Origin of the sequence: Sphaerisporangium sp. NPDC049003, from assembly GCF_043197795.1 — a bacterium.
Taxonomy (GTDB): domain Bacteria; phylum Actinomycetota; class Actinomycetes; order Streptosporangiales; family Streptosporangiaceae; genus Sphaerisporangium.
The window spans coordinates 181468-196346 of the sequence record NZ_JBICTU010000019.1 but is presented as its reverse complement, the minus strand read 5'-3'; the positions used below and the strand labels follow the sequence as shown (position 1 = coordinate 196346).

General features: G+C 72.1%; 13 protein-coding genes. 2 read left to right on the top strand and 11 right to left on the bottom strand.

The annotated features are described in order from the left end of the window. Positions 1-91 precede the first annotated feature (91 nt). From ACGFIV_RS21955 to ACGFIV_RS21925, 7 genes are all read right to left on the bottom strand, one after another. On the bottom strand, positions 92-760 hold the full coding sequence (locus ACGFIV_RS21955) for a response regulator (protein ID WP_358552779.1): 669 nt from the start codon (positions 758-760) through the stop codon (positions 92-94). Beyond that, the gene (locus ACGFIV_RS21950; protein WP_358552781.1) at positions 757-3309 is read right to left on the bottom strand and encodes a sensor histidine kinase KdpD; all 2553 of its coding nucleotides are present in this window, start codon (positions 3307-3309) and stop codon (positions 757-759) included. The genes ACGFIV_RS21955 and ACGFIV_RS21950 overlap by 4 nt, the downstream gene beginning before the upstream one ends. A 68-nt stretch (positions 3310-3377) precedes the next feature. Then, on the bottom strand, positions 3378-4121 hold the full coding sequence (locus ACGFIV_RS21945; RefSeq protein ID WP_358552783.1) for a phosphatase PAP2 family protein: 744 nt from the start codon (positions 4119-4121) through the stop codon (positions 3378-3380). Next, positions 4105-5025 carry a phosphatase PAP2 family protein gene (locus ACGFIV_RS21940; protein WP_358552785.1) on the bottom strand — a complete coding sequence of 307 codons (921 nt, stop codon included), beginning with the start codon at positions 5023-5025 and terminating at the stop codon, positions 4105-4107. Before ACGFIV_RS21940 ends, ACGFIV_RS21945 begins: the two co-directional genes overlap by 17 nt. Next, the gene (locus ACGFIV_RS21935; protein WP_358552787.1) at positions 5025-6041 is read right to left on the bottom strand and encodes a YihY/virulence factor BrkB family protein; all 1017 of its coding nucleotides are present in this window, start codon (positions 6039-6041) and stop codon (positions 5025-5027) included. Before ACGFIV_RS21935 ends, ACGFIV_RS21940 begins: the two co-directional genes overlap by 1 nt. Positions 6042-6044: 3 nt before the next feature. Continuing rightward, positions 6045-6917, bottom strand: coding sequence for a diacylglycerol/lipid kinase family protein (locus ACGFIV_RS21930; RefSeq protein ID WP_392837301.1), 873 nt, complete (start codon positions 6915-6917; stop codon positions 6045-6047). 80 nt (positions 6918-6997) lie between these two features. Beyond that, positions 6998-7735 carry a PP2C family serine/threonine-protein phosphatase gene (locus ACGFIV_RS21925; RefSeq protein WP_358552791.1) on the bottom strand — a complete coding sequence of 246 codons (738 nt, stop codon included), beginning with the start codon at positions 7733-7735 and terminating at the stop codon, positions 6998-7000. Positions 7736-7875: 140 nt separating this feature from the next. Between ACGFIV_RS21925 and ACGFIV_RS21920 the strand changes: the two genes are divergently transcribed. After that, positions 7876-9807: an N-6 DNA methylase gene (locus ACGFIV_RS21920; RefSeq protein ID WP_392837291.1), complete on the top strand. Its 1932-nt coding sequence runs from the start codon at positions 7876-7878 to the stop codon at positions 9805-9807. A 38-nt stretch (positions 9808-9845) separates the two neighbouring features. Next, positions 9846-10739, top strand: a complete 894-nt coding sequence (locus ACGFIV_RS21915; RefSeq protein ID WP_358552795.1) for a serine/threonine-protein kinase — start codon at positions 9846-9848, stop codon at positions 10737-10739. 14 nt (positions 10740-10753) lie between these two features. Here ACGFIV_RS21915 and ACGFIV_RS21910 read toward each other — a convergent pair whose 3' ends face one another. The 4 genes from ACGFIV_RS21910 to ACGFIV_RS21895 all read right to left on the bottom strand — a co-directional run bounded on the left by ACGFIV_RS21910 (position 10754) and on the right by ACGFIV_RS21895 (position 14749). Further along, positions 10754-11221: a MarR family transcriptional regulator gene (locus ACGFIV_RS21910; protein WP_358552797.1), complete on the bottom strand. Its 468-nt coding sequence runs from the start codon at positions 11219-11221 to the stop codon at positions 10754-10756. A 98-nt stretch (positions 11222-11319) separates the two neighbouring features. Next, positions 11320-12921, bottom strand: a complete 1602-nt coding sequence (locus ACGFIV_RS21905; protein WP_358552799.1) for a D-aminoacylase — start codon at positions 12919-12921, stop codon at positions 11320-11322. A gap of 30 nt (positions 12922-12951) precedes the next feature. Next, the gene (locus ACGFIV_RS21900; RefSeq protein WP_358552801.1) at positions 12952-14082 is read right to left on the bottom strand and encodes a globin domain-containing protein; all 1131 of its coding nucleotides are present in this window, start codon (positions 14080-14082) and stop codon (positions 12952-12954) included. Between the two features lie 4 nt (positions 14083-14086). After that, on the bottom strand, positions 14087-14749 hold the full coding sequence (locus ACGFIV_RS21895) for a pyridoxamine 5'-phosphate oxidase family protein (RefSeq protein WP_358552803.1): 663 nt from the start codon (positions 14747-14749) through the stop codon (positions 14087-14089). Positions 14750-14879 lie beyond the last annotated feature (130 nt).

The window sequence follows — 14879 nt, the reverse complement described above, 5'->3', positions numbered from 1 at the left end:
ACAACCCACGCCCGTTCGTGTGGAAGAAGACCGCAGAGGAAATCCTCGAATCCCTCGCCCGATATTGCCGACGAATTTCTGGCGCGGGACACTAGGGCTGGAAGCGGTAGCCCATGCCCGGTTCGGTCAGGAGGTGGCGGGGGTGGGCGGGGTCGGTTTCGAGCTTGCGGCGGAGCTGGACCATGTACTGCCGCAGGTAGTGGGTCTCCTTGACGTAGCCACCTCCCCAGACCTCGGTGAGCAGGCGGCGCTGGCTGATCAGCTTGCCGGGGTTGCGGAGCAGGATCGACAGCAGGTGCCACTCAGTCGGCGTGAGCCGTACCCCGCCGGAGACGGTCATGCCGACCAGGTCGACGACGTGCTCCCCGATGGGGATCTCGGCCAGCTCCTCCTCGTGGGTGGCCGCGCGCCTGGTCACGGCCCGGATCCTGGCAAGGAGCTCGTCGATGCCGAAGGGCTTGGTGACGTAGTCGTCGGCCCCGGCGTCGAGGGCGTCCACCTTGTCGGCGCTGCCCGCCCGGCCCGACAGGACGATGATCGGGACGGTGGTCCAGCCCCGCAGGCCGTGGATGACCTCCACGCCGTCGATGTCGGGCAGCCCGAGGTCGAGCACGACCAGGTCAGGATGCCATCCGGCGGCGTGCCTGAGCGCGGTGCTCCCGTCGCGGGCCACCTCGACGTCGTAGTGCCGCGCGACGAGGTTGATGCGCAACGCCCGCAGCAGCTGCGGTTCGTCGTCGACAACGAGGATCTTGGTCATACGGAGCCCGCTCTGGAGGAGATGGGAAGGGTGAGGATCATGGTGAGGCCGCCTCCGGGGGTCTCCTCCGGTACGAGGCTGCCGCCCATGGCCTCGGTGAGGCCTCGGGCGAGCGCCAGGCCGAGACCGACCCCGGAGTGGTTGTCGCGGTCGCCGAGGCGCTGGAACGGCAGGAAGACCTGGTCGTGCTGGGAGACGGGGATGCCGGGCCCCCGGTCGACGATGCGGACCTCGACATTCTCCCCGTACGCGCTTGCCGTGACCAGCACCTTCTCTCCCGGGGGACTGTATCTGACCGCGTTGGCGATGAGGTTGACCAGCACGCGCTCCAGCAGCGCCGGGTCGGCGACGACCTCGGGGAGCTCGTCGGAGATCTCGTCGAGGACCCGCTCGCGGAGGGGCCCGAGGTCGTCGAGCGCGCGGGGCATGACGTCCTCCACTCCTAGCGGCCCGGAAGCCACCCCGAGGACCCCGGCCTGCAGGCGGCTCATGTCGAGCAGGTTCGCGACCAGGCGGTCGAGCTTGACCAGCGACTCGTCGGCCGTGGCCAGGAGCTCACGGTAGTCCTCCCGGCTCCACGTCATGTCACCCCGGAGGCTGTCCACCGCGGCCTTGGCCGAGGCGAGCGGGGTGCGCAGGTCGTGGCTGACGGCGGCGAGCAGGGCCGTACGCATCTTGTCGGCCTCCTCCAGCGGGCGCGCCCGCTCGGCCTCCTCGGCGAGGCGCTCCTGGCGGAGCGCGACGGCCGCCTCGGCCGCGAACGCCTCGACCACCCGGCGGTCGGACGCGTCAAGCAGCCGCCCGCACAGCGCCATGACGAGGTCGTCGTCGATCACCACGTCGGTGTCCCCTTCCGCGGGGCAGCCGGACGGGCCGGCCCCCGCCGTCGCGGCGACGCGCCAGGCACGCGGATCGGACCGGTCGCCGGGGGTCGGCTCGACCTCGGGCCGCCGCTCCAGCAGGGTGACGGCCGTCAGCCCGAAGGTCTCCCGCAGCCGGGCGAGCAGTGAGGGAAGGGCCGCGTCGCCGCGCAGGACGTGCCCGGCGAGGGTGGACAGCACCTCGGCGTCGGCTCCCGCCCGCGCCGCCTCCCGGGTACGGCGCGCCGCGACGTCGACCACGGCGCTGACCATGACCGCCACCAGCACGTAGACGGTGAGGGCCAGGAGGTTCTCGGCCCGGGCGACGGTCAGCGTGTGGACCGGCGGGGTGAAGAAGAAGTTGAGCAGCCCGAACCCGACCACCGCCGCCGTGACGGCCGGCCACATGCCGCCCACCAGCGCCACCGAGACGACCATGAGCAGGAACAGAAGGATCTCGGTCGGCAGCGTGACGCGGGGGCGGACCTCGTAGAGCAGCGCCGTCAGAGCGGGCAGCCCGGCCAGCGTGAGCGCCCACCCGGCGACGCGCCGCCGTCGCGTGAGCACCGCCGCGGGCCGCGACGGGCGGGGCCGGCCCCCGCCGGCCACCTCGTGGCTGATCATGTGGACGTCGATCGACCCGGACATCGCCGTCGTGGTCACCCCGACCCCGCGGGAGAACAGATGGGCGAACCGCCCCCTGCGTGAGGCCCCGAGGACGAGCTGGGTGGCGTTCACGCCCCTGGCGAAGTCGAGCAGCGCGCGGGGGACGTCGTCACCGACGACCTGGTGGTAACTGCCCCCCAGGCTCTCGACCAGGGCGCGCTGGCGCGCGAGGTACGCGGGATCGGCCCCCGTCAGCCCTTCGGACCTGGTGACGTGCACGCCCATCAGGTCGGCGGCGCGGTTCCTGTCGGCGATCCTGGCCGCCCTGCGGATGAGCGTCTCGCCCTCGGGACCTCCGGTGAGCGCCACCACCACCCGCTCCCTGGTCTCCCAGGTGCCGGCGATGCCGTGATCCGCGCGGTAGCGGTCGAGCTGGTCCTCGACCTTGCCGGCGACCCACAGCAGGGCCAGCTCCCGCAGGGCGGTCAGGTTCCCCACGCGGAAGTAGTTCGACAGCGCCGCGTCGATCTTCTCGGGGCCGTAGACGTTGCCGTGGGCCATGCGGCGGCGCAGTGCCTCCGGGGCCATGTCGACCAGCTCGACCTGGTCGGCCCGCCGCACGACCTCGTCCGGGATCGTCTCGCGCTGGGGCACCCCCGTGATCGCCTGGACCACGTCGTTCACCGACTCCAGGTGCTGGATGTTGACCGTGGTGATCACGTCGATGCCCGCGTGGAGGATGTCCTCCACGTCCTGCCAGCGCTTGACGTTCCGCGAGCCGGGCACGTTGGTGTGCGCGATCTCGTCGATCAGGACGACCTTCGGCCTCCGGCCGATCACCGCGTCGGTGTCGAGCTCGGTGAAGACCGTCCCCCGGTACACAAGCGTGCGCCGGGGGACGGCCTCCAGCCCTTGGAGCAGTTCGGCGGTGTGCGCGCGGCCATGGGTCTCCACCAGGCCGACGACGACGTCCGTACCCCGTCCGGCCCGGCGGTGCGCCTCCGCGAGCATGGCGAAGGTCTTCCCCACACCGGGCGCCGCGCCCAGATAGACCCGCAGCCGGCCCCTGTCGGGTTCCCCCATGAGTCCCAGGCTACGACCCCCGCGCGTGCTCCCTTGATCAGGGCGGCACGCGCGGGCGGACGGCGCGCCTACGCGGCGGCCGTACGGGGCTCGCGCGCCGCCTCCGTGCCCGATCCCCTGCCCGGGATGAGCGGGGTGCCGAGGAGCGCGTGCCCCACGACGGCGAGGCAGACGAAGCCGAGGACCAGGCCCCAGCTCACGTCGGTCAGGTGGTGCATGCCCCGGTAGAGGCGGGAGACGCCGACGATCAGCGGGGCCGCGATGCCGAGCACCCACCACAGCGCCTTGAGAGCGGTGTGGCGATGGGTGTGCAGGGCCAGCACGAGCGCCATCCCGCAGTAGAAGCCGACGGCGGCGCTGGTGTGCCCGGAGGGGAAGCTGGACGTGGGCGGCGCGGGGTCGAGGTGGTGGACCGTCGGCCGCGGGCGCTGGATGAAGACCGTGGCCAGCAGGAACACCGCCGACTGCGTCCAGACCGACAGGATGATGAAGATCGACTCACGCCACCGCTTGAAGACCAGCCGGAACGCGATCGCCGCGACCGCGGTCAGCACGATGATCACCGGCGTGTCCGAGAGCATCGAGCCGAAGTGCGTGAGCGTGTTGAACAGGGGGGTGCGGTCCTCCGCGAGCCCCTGGTTCACCGCCACCTCGCCCGCGACCTCGGCGTGCAGCGGCTTGATGATCAGCCATCCGACGCCGAGCGTGACCGCGGCGAGTAACACGAGGGGAAGCAGGATGAGTCGCAGCACCCACGCGACGGTCTCCGACGCCCGCGTGCCGCTCGCCGTCACCCTAGTGTCCGTGACCATACGCACTTCCCTTCGGGGAGATATCTTCCTTGGCCTCCGGCTCGACACCCTCGCGGTGCGGCTCGGAGGGGCGGCGTCCCATTTCGCGACGCCAGGTCTCGAAAGCGGCCGTCGTCGCCGCGACGACCGCGATGCCGAACACGACGCCCGCCACCACGTCGCTGACCCAGTGCACGCCGAGGGCGACCCGCGTGTAGGCGACGCCGACGACGATCACCGCGCCCACGATCCACGCGGCCATCCTCTGGCGGCGGCTGAGAAGGGGCAGGATCAACAGGATCAGCACCCCGACGCCGAGCGTCACGTTCACCGCGTGCCCGGAGGGGAACGACGAGCCTGGCGCCAGGTCGACCGGGTTGGGCAGGTGGGGCCTGGCACGGGCCACGAGCGCCTTGAGCCCGAGCCCGAGCAGCCCGCCCACCGTGATGGTCGTGACCGCCCAGGCCGCGAGCCGGGGGGCGCGCCGGTAGACGAGCCAGACCGCCGCCACCCCGACCAGCACCCGCCAGGTCCCCGGGCCGAAGACGTCGGTCCACAGCCGCAGGAAGCTCACCCAGGCCGGATGCTCCAGAGCGTAGGCGTGCAGCGTGTTCGCCGCGCCCTCGTCCAGCCGGTTCAACGGCCCGAACGAGGTCTCCACCAGGACAAGCAGCAGCGTGAACGGGATCAGCACGAGGATCACCGCGACCGACGCGAGCGTCATCCGCAGGCCGAGCCGCCTGTCCGGGTCGAACCGCTGGCCGAGCCACCCGCCCTTGCCGCTCCCGCCGGACCACGCCCCGCGCGTCCCCGGCCCCGCCTTGTTCTCCGGTGTCTCCTCCACGTTCTCCGGTGTTTGCTCCACGAACGACATTCCCTTCCCGTGCTGGTCCCGCTTCCCCCAGCGGTCCCCGAACGTGCTCATCACTGCCCGCATCCCCCGGCGTCAGGCTCCGCGCGTCCCTCCGTCGTCGTGGCGCCGCTGCCCGCGGGACCGGGGTCGGTCTTGATCGGACCGCCCGCGCCGCCCCGGCACGCCTCAAGCTGCGCCGCGAAGGCCAGGCCGAGGAACAGCGCTATGGAGCTCAGCAGCGACCACAGCATCAGCGCCATCACGGCGGTCAGCGGTCCGTACGTCGCGCCGAACGAGCCGCTCTTCTCGATATAGAAGGCCAATGCCCAGGTGAACAGGGTCCAAAGCGCCAGGGCGACGATCGCCCCTGCCGCGAGCCAGGTGTGCCCGGGCTGCTTGCGCCGGGGCGCCGCGCGGAACAGCACGGAGGCCGAAAGCACGGCGAGCAGGAAGCCCACCGGCCACCGCAGCACCGTCCACGCCATGGTCGCGGTGTCGCCCCAGTCGTACACCCGGGCCATCGCCTGTCCGATGGCCTTGCCGCCCACCATGATCACGAAGCCGAGGGTCATCATGGACCCGGCCGTGAGGGCCATCAGCACGGCCTTGGTGTACTTGTGACGGAACGGGCTGTCGCGCTCCACGCCGTAGATGCGGTTGGCGCCGCGCTCGATCTGGGCCATGGCGGTCGTCAGCCCGACCACGGCCGTGGCCAGGCCGAACCACAGGGCGATGGCGCCGCCGTCACCCGCGTGACGCTCGCTCACCGCGAGGGCGTCCTTGATGACCTTCTCGCCGGAGCCCGCGGCGAACCGGCGGATGATCAACTGCATGACCTGCCCGAGCTCCTCCTGGTGGAGCACCGAGCTGAGCCCGACGGCGGCGATGGCGCCGGGGATGATCGCGAGGCAGATCTGGAAGGCCAGGGCCCGCGAGTGGCTGAAGCCGTCGCCGTACCTGAACCTGACGAACGAGTCGCGCACGAGGTGCCACCCGCCGTACCGGCGCAGCGTCACCCACGCGTCGTCGGCGCTGAGCTCCTCGCCGCTCATCGACCGGGTCTGCGGGACCGTGGTGGCCGTACCCATGGGTCAGCCCTCCGTTCCGCGGGGCGTCCGCAGCAGCAGTGCCTTGGGGCTGGTCTCGATCGACATGCTGGTGCCGTAGCCGATGGGGTCGCCGTCGCACTCGTGCAGGACGGCCGGGTCGAGGTCGATCTTGATCCGGGCGGCGGTGTACCGCTCCGCCCGCCGGTCGTAGCGCTGCGACCGCGTCAGGACATGGCCCACCACGCGCAGCCAGTCCATCGGGGTGCGCGGGGCGAGAATGAGGATGTCCAGGTGCCCGTCGTCAGGCTCGGCGTCGGGCAGCAGGCGCAGGCCGCCCTGGAGCTGGCCGACGTTCCCGATCAGGACCATCATCGCCCGCCGGCGCAGCGTCGTACGCCCGTCCAGGCAGAGCGTGACGTGGAACGGCCGGTCGCGCAGATGCTTGACCAGCCCGCCCACGTAGGCGAGCCAGCCGATCTTGGCCTTGGCGCCGTCGCTCGTGCTGTGCGCCATGGAGGCGTCCAGGCCGATGCCGGCCATGACGACGAACGGACGGCCGTCGATCGCGCCGACGTCGATCGCCCGCGTCTCGCCCTCCACCCCGGTGCGGACGGCGTCCGCCAGCGTGCCGGGGAGCTTGAGGTTGCGGGCCAGCAGGTTGCCGGTGCCGGCGCACAGGATGGCCAGCGGCACCCCGGTGCCCATCAGGCCCTCGACACACGCGCGCACGGTGCCGTCGCCGCCCGAGGCGAAGACCAGCTCGGCCCCGTCGTCCACGGCCTTCCTGGCCATGCCGACGCCGGGGTCCTCGGCCGTCGTCTCGATCCACAGCGGCTCGTCCCAGCCGTGACGCGCCAGCTCGGCCGTCACCTCGGCGCGGTGGCGGCCCATATCGGACACCTTGGTCGGGTTCACAATCACGGCAGCTTGGGGCACGGCAGTGCTAGCTACCCGGATCGCGAAGGTTTGAACGACCCTTTGTCAGACGCCGGAGCTCAGGTGCCGGTCAGCACCTCGGCCACGACGCAGGTGATGTTGTCGGGACCCCCGCCCTCTTTGGCGAGATCGATGAGCCGCTGGGCGGCCTCGCCCAGATCGGTCATCGCGGTCAGCGTCTCGTGCAGCGCCTGCGGCCCGACCACGCCGCTCAGCCCGTCGGAGCAGATCAGGTAGCGGTCGCCCGCCCGCGCCTCGCGCAGCGAGAGGTCGGGCTCGACGGACCCGCTCCCGCCGAGCGCCCGCATCAGCAGGGAGCGGCGCGGATGCGCGGCGGCCTGCTCGGGGGTCATCTGCCCGTCGTCCACGAGCGACTGGACCAGGGTGTGGTCGCGCGTGATCTGGTAGAGATAGCCCTCGCGGAGCATGTAAGCACGGGAGTCGCCGATGTGGGCCAGCGCGAACCTCGGGCCCTCCCACAGCATGGCGGTGAGGGTCGTGCCCATGCCGGTGAGCTTGGGGTCGCGCCCGGCCATGTCCTTGAGGCGCCGGTCGGCCTCGCTGATCGTGGTCTCCATCGATCCGAGCAGGTCGGCGCTGGGAGGGTCGCTGTCCAGGGCGGACATCGTGGCGATGACGGTCGCGCTGGCCACCTCGCCGTGGCTGTGCCCGCCCATCCCGTCGGCTACGGCGAGAAGCCGGGGACCGGCGTACACCGAGTCTTCGTTCTGCTGGCGGCGCAGGCCGACGTCGGTGCGAGCCGCGTAACGCAGCGTGAACGACGCGTTGTTCGACATGACCTCAGTAAATCATTGGTTGAAACACTTCACAACCATAGAGTTGGTGGATTGCAGCGGCAGGGTGGACTAATCTGGCCGTGGGGAGCCTGGGTTAGACCCCCGAGCAGGGAGATGCGACGCGAATGGGACACGACGCCATGTTGAACGCAGGCGACATCGCCCGGCTCGCCGACGTCGGGCGCGCGGCGGTGAGCAACTGGCGGCGCCGCTACGACGACTTCCCCCAACCCGTGGGCGGCACGGCCGCGAGCCCGCTGTTCTCCCTCCCCGAGGTCGAGGACTGGCTGCGCCGCAATGGCAAATCCTACGAGATGTCGCTGGGCGACCGCGTCTGGCAGCGGTTACGAGCAGCGGGCGACGACCTGCGGCTCGGCGACCTGGTCGGCTGCGCGGGAGCCTTCCTGCTCTACCTGCGGCGCGAGCCCGACGGCTGGAAGGCGATCGCCCGGAGCCCCGAGCCCGCCAAGCGGCTCCACCAGGCCGCCGCCACGGCGACGGCCGACCTTCCCGTGCCGGTCGACTGGGGCCTGATCGACGCCCGGCTCTACCGCCTGATCGCCGACCTGGCCGCCGAGAACGGGCCGCTCGCCGCCTTCGAGCTGCTCTGCGAGCGCTACGTCGAGGCCCATTCCCGGCGGCTGTCCGTCACGCGGGCCGACATCGCCGAGCAGGTGGCGCGGCTGGCCCGCCTGGAAGCGAGCGCGACCGGCGACACGGGCACCGTCTTCGACCCCGCCTGCGGCGTCGGCGCCCTCCTGCTGCCCTTCGCGGGGGCGCGGGTGCTCGGGCAGGAGAGCGGCGAGACCTCGGCGCTGCTCACGGCCGTACGGTTGCTGCTGCGCGACGCGCGCGCGAAGGTCGTCGCCGGCGACTCGCTCCGGCTCGACGGCTTCCCCGGGCTGCGTGCCGACATCGTCGTCTGCGACCCGCCGTTCAACGAGCGCGCGTGGGGCTACGAGGAGCTGACCGGCGACCCCCGGTGGGAGTACGGCCTGCCGCCGCGCGGGGAGTCGGAGCTCGCCTGGGTGCAGCACTGCCTGGCCCACGCGCGTCCCGGCGGCCTGGTCGCCATCCTCATGCCCGCCGCCGCGGCGAGCCGCCGCCCCGGCAAGCGGATCCGGGGCAACCTGCTGCGGGCAGGCGCGCTGCGCGCGGTGGTCACGCTCTCGGCGGGAGGGCCCGACCTTTGGCTGCTGCGCCGCCCGGAGGCAGGCGAGCGCCCGCCGTCCCTGGTGCTGATGATGGACGCGACCGACAGCCTCTCGACCGTCGAGGCCGCCTGGCGGGCGTTCCAGGCCGATCCCGAGTCCGAGCCGCCCGGCACCGCGCAGGCCGTCCGCATCATCGACCTGCTGGACGACGAGGTCGACCTCAGCCCCGCGCGGCACCGCCCGCTTCGGCCGGAGGAGGATCCCGCCCTCGGGTTCGGCGCGGTCGAGGACCGCTTCCGCGCCGCGGTGGCCGCGCTGCCGGAGGCGCTGCCCGGCATCGCGTCGCTCGCCGAGGCGCGCGACCTGCCGAGCACCACCGTCGGCGAGCTGGTCAGGGCCGGGCTGGTCACGATCCAGCAGGGGCCGCCGAGGATGCCGCCGGACACCGGTGACCTGCCCGTGCTGACCGCCGCCGACCTCGCCACCGGGGGCGGGCCGTCCGGCCGCACCTCCCGCGACCAGGACCTCGTCCTCCTGGAGGCCGGGGACGTCGTCGCCACGAACACCACCGCGGAGACCGCCGCCCGCACCGTCGCCGAGGGCGGCGCGGTGCTCGGACCCCAGCTCCACCTCTACCGGGTCGACCGTGAGCGCATGGACCCCGACTTCCTGGCGGGGTACCTGCGCTACGCCGGCACGTCCGGCGCCACGCGGGCGTATTCGGGCGCGAGCCGTGTCGACGCCCGCCGGGTGCGCATCCCGAGGCTCTCCCTGTCCGAGCAGCAGGCGTACGGCAGGGCCTTCCGCGAGCTGCTCGCCCTGGAGGACCGGCTGCGCGAGACGGCCGCCCTGGGAGAGACGCTCATCCGGCTAGGCTTTGACGGTCTGGTCGGCGGCCGTCTGCGGCCCAACCGTTAAGGGTGTATTTTTCCCCGATAGATCATCAGGAGGGGCGAATGGTCATCGGCGACCGGTACGTGCTCGACGACCTGCCTCTCGGCCAGGGCGGCATGGGCGCCGTCTACGGCGGTCACGACACGCACCTCGATCGCAAGGTGGCCGTGAAGTTCCTCCGGTTCCCCGGCGGGCACGACGAGGAGCTGGAGCAGCGCTTCATGCGCGAGGCCCGCATCCTGGCCCGGCTGGAGCACGCCGGTGCGCCGATCCTCTACGACTTCGGCACCTTCGACCGGCGCCTGTTCCAGGTCATGCAGTTCATCGACGGCGTCACCGTCGCCGACCTGGTGAGCGAGCACGGCCCGCTCCCCGTGCCCTGGGCCGCCGCGATCACCGCCCAGGCGTGCGCGGTCCTGTCCGCCGCCCACGCCCTGTCGATCTGCCACCGCGACCTCAAGCCGACCAACCTGATGCTCTGTCCCGACGGCAGCGTGAAGGTGCTCGACTTCGGGCTGGCGATGCTCAGGGAGGCGGACGTCGTCCAGTTCACCCGCATCGGCCAGATCCTCGGCACTCCGGCGTACATGTCGCCCGAGCAGATCCAGCGCGGGCTGGCGGGGCCGCGCAGCGACCTCTACGCCCTCGGCTGCGTCCTGCACGAGATGCTCACCGGGCGGCAGTTGTTCGCCGGGCCCACCGAGTACGCCGTGTTCGAGAAGCAGGTGAACGAGACGCCCCCCGAGATAACGGGCGTGCCGGAGGAGCTGAACCGGCTGATCGCCGGTCTGCTGGAGAAGAAGCCCGAGGACCGGCCCGCCGACGCGAACACGCTGTACGAGCGCCTCCAGCCCTTCGCGGTCGACCTTCCCATGCTCCCCGGGTTCCTCACCCCGTCGTCGGTCCCGAGCCCCGGCCGCATGTACGCCCGCGTGGTCGGCCGCGTCCTCCCCTGACCCCCGCGACCGGGTCAGCAGCCGTCCGTCGTGTTCAGGTTGGTGAGCACGGCCCCGAAGATGTCGTGCAGTTGGCGCACCTGCTCCGCGGTGAGCCGGTCGAACAGCACGCGGCGCACTTCCTCGACGTGGCCGGGGGCCGCCTCGGCCAGGGCGGCGAACCCCTCGGCGGTGAGCGTGGCCAGGGTCGTGCGGCCGTCGCCGGGGCGCTTCCTCCGGCGCACCCAGCCCTGAGCCTCCAGCTTGGCGACGGCGTGCGAGAGCCGGCTGGCCGACGAGCGCACGAGCTGGGCCAGCTCGGTCATCGTCATCGAGCGCTCGGGCGCCTCCGACAGCATCGCGAGGATCATGTAGTACGTGTGCGGCATCGCGGCGTCACGCTGGAGCTGCCGGTCGAGGGAGTCGTGCAGGAGCCGCGAGGCCCAGAGGAAGGTGCGCCAGGTCCTCTGCTCGTCCTCGTCCAGCCACCGCGTCTCGCTCACACGCCCAGTTTACCGGCTCACTTGAGCGCTCAAATGTGACCACCCGACCGCGACCGACGTACCTCGACCCGATCACCCCATGCCGGCTGAGAGGGACTTCAGCGGGTGCCTTCGGGGGTGTGGCGGAGGGCTCGGCCGGGGAGGGCGCCGGTGGGGTGGCCGTCGGCGATGACGGGGACGCCGCCCACGAAGACGTACGGGATGCCGGTGGGCTGCCTGCGCGGGTCGTCGAAGGTGGCCGCGTCGCCGACCGTGAGCGGGTCGAACAGCACCAGGTCGGCGTGGTACCCGGGCCTGACCAGCCCGCGTCCGACGAGCCTCAGCCGCCTGGCGGCGTTGCCGGTCAGATGGGCGACGCACTCCTCCAGGGTGAGCACGCCCTCGTCCCGCACGTAGTGGCCGAGGTAGCGGGGGAAGGAGCCCCACGCGCGGGGATGCGGCCGCGCGCCGGTGAGCAGGCCGTCGCTTCCGCACGTGTGCGCCGGGTGCCTCATGATGGCCCGCACGTTCTCCTCGTCGCCCACGTGCTGGAGGATCGTGGTGCCGAGCCCGTCGTCGACCAACTGCTCGCGGTACACCTCGAAGGGGGCGCGGCCGGAGTCGGCGGCCAGCGCGGCGATCGTGCGGCCGACGCGGGCGGCGAGGGCGGGCGAGCGGGTGCCGGAGATCTGGATCGTGTCCCAGTCGACGGGCACGCCGTGGCAGCCGTCGGAGCCCTCCTCCTCCATGACGCGCCTGACGCGCTCGGCCGTCGCGGGGTCGCGCAGCCGCGCGAGGGTGTGGTCGGGGCCGCCCTCGGACGCCCAGCCCGGCAGCAGCGCGGCGAGCGTGGTCGAGCCGGGCAGGTAGGGATAGGTGTCCAGGGTGATGTCGCAGCCGCTCGCGAGCGCGGTGTCGAGCAGGCGCAGCAGCTCCCCCGCCCGGCCGGCGTTCACGGCGAAGTTCATCGTCGCGTGGGCGAGGTGCAGCGGGCAGCCCGACGCGCGCGACACCTCCACCATCTCGGCGTACGCCGCGAGCGCGCCCGCGCCGTACGAGCGGTGGTGCGGGGAGTAGTAGCCGCCGAGCCGGGCGACGACCCGGCACAGCTCGACCAGCTCGCCGGTGCCCGCGTACATGCCGGGGGTGTAGGTGAGCCCGCTGGACATGCCGACCGCGCCCTCGGCCATGGCCTGCGCGACCAGCGCCTTCTGCCGCTCCAGCTCGGCCTCGGTGGGGGGCCGCGCGTCCCAGCCCATGGCCAGCATCCGCACCGTGCCCTGCGGCACGAGGTAGCAGGCGTTGACGGCGATGCCCCGGTCGAGCCTCGCGAGGTACTCCCCGACCGACCGCCAGTCCCAGTCGAACCCGCCGGGGTCGCCGTTCCATCCGGCGAGCTGCCTGCGGAGCTGCGCGAGCGTGGTGTCGTCGACGGGCGCGTACGACAGCCCGTCCTGCCCGAGGACCTCGCAGGTGACGCCCTGGCCGACCTTGGCCAGATGGCCGGGGTCCGACAGCAGGGCCAGGTCGGAGTGGGCGTGCATGTCGACGAAGCCGGGTGCGAGCACGAGCCCGTCGGCGTGCAGGATCCGGCCGGGGCCGCCCTTCCCCGGCGGGTCGATCGCGGCGACGCGGCCGCCGCTCACGGTGACGTCCGCGACGTACGCGGGCGCGCCCGTACCGTCGGCCACGGTCGCCCCCCGGACGACCAGCCCGTCCATCACCCGGTCACCTCCCCGCCGATTCTCCCCTCAGGAGTACACCAGAGTGGGCGCCCCCGGCGTGAACTCGGTGTGGATCAGGCGGGAGGGCACGCCGAGGTGCAGCAGGCGGGAGGTCGTCACCTGCACCATGTCGGGCGAGCCGCACACGAAGACGTCCCCGTCCAGGGGGACGCGATGGTTGAGCAGCGCGTCCACGGCGCTCTCCCGCCGCCACTCGTGCGGGTCGTCGGAGATCGCCGTGACGACCCGCAGGCGCCGGTGGTGGGAGCGCAGCGCGCGCAGGTCGGCGAGGTCGTAGGTGTCACCCGCGTAACGGACGCCGTGGAAGAGGTCGATGGTCGGCCGGTCCGGCAGCCACATCGACTCCTCGATGAGCGCCTTGAGCGGCGCGAGGCCGGTGCCTCCCGCGATGAAGACCAGGTGGGGGGTGCTCGCCCGTTCGAGCAGGAGCGAGCCGCGTGGCGGCCCCAGCAGGACGGTGTCGCCGGTACGCGTGTGGTGGGCCAGCGCGGTGCTGACCCATCCCCCGGGCACGACCCGCACGTGGAACGTCAGCCGGTTGTCACGGCGCGGCGCGTTGGCGATGGAGTACGGCCGCCACACCTTGGGCCAGTGGGGCGTCTGCAGGGTGGCGTACTGGCCCGCCTTGAAGGGGTAGGGCTGGTCCGGCTCGACGGTGACCACCGCGATCTCGGGCGTGCGCATCTCGTGCCCCGTCACGATCCCGGTCCACGCGGGTGGCGTGTGCGCGGACTCCTGCTCGGCGGCCTGGATCATCACGTCGGCGATGAACTGGTAGGCGTCGATCCACGCCGAGTCGTAGACGGCCCGCCAGGCGTCCCCGGCGTTGACCCGCATCGCGATGACCAGGCACCGGCCCACGGCGGGGTAGTGCTCGGGCAGGACCCCGTACTTGCGGTGGTCGCGCGCGAGCCGTGCGAGGTGGTCGCCGAGCCCGTCGATGTCCTCCAGGTTGAGCACGACCTGTGTGAGCGCCCGCAGCAGGCGGTCGCGCTGGAGGTCCATGGCCGGAGGGAACATCTCGCGGATGTGGGGGTAGTCCGCGAAGAGCTTCGCGTAGAAGTACATGGTGACCTTGTCGGCCACCGGCTCGACCAGAGCCCAGCTCCGGCGGATCAACTCGATGTCAATGGTCATGGCGTCACTCAGCCGGCCGGCCCGCTTCCTGTCTCTCCCGTTCGCGGGACCGCGTGACGCCGAAGTACTCCTCGCCCGCGGGCCTGCGGCCCTCCGCGTCGCGCCGCCTGCGGTCCTCCCTGGCCAGGAGCGGGATGTGCTTGGAGCAGTGGATGTAGGCCTCCTCGACCTCGACCACGACCCACCGGTCGGCCCGGCGTCCGGGCGCGGTCCGGTCCTCGTCGGCGAGCCCGTGGCGTCGGGCCACGTCGTACGCGGTGGTGATGCTCGCCGCGCCGTTGACGTGCAGCCCCACCAGGTCTTCGAAGAAGTCGACGAACAGCAGGCTGATGTGCGGGTTCTCCATGATGTTGCCCATGCTCGCGAGCACGCCGTTGCCCCGGAACTCCGGGTAGATCAGCCTGCCGGGGTCGAGCACCCGGACGAATCCGGGCGGGCCCGCCCGGAACGAGGTGTCGCAGTTGCCCGCCGCGTCCGAGGTCCCGATGAACGCCATCTCCTGCCGGGCGACGAACTCCTGCATCTCGGGCGTCAGGCGGTCGACCACCTGCCGGTCGTAGAAGCGAAGCGCCCGCTCGCGCGTGGAGAACAGGCTCTGGAGGAGGTGCTCGCCCCTCGACCCGGGGAGTCCTTCGTCCTCCCGGCCGTCGTACGGACCGTGCTCCATCAACGCTCCCATCGCCGCCGCGTTCACCAGTGCCCCAGATACGCGGGCCTCCAGCGAACCCCGTAGATCACCATAAAGACCCCATACGTAACATCAGTCACAATAACGGTCGATCCTCGCCCCCACCTAC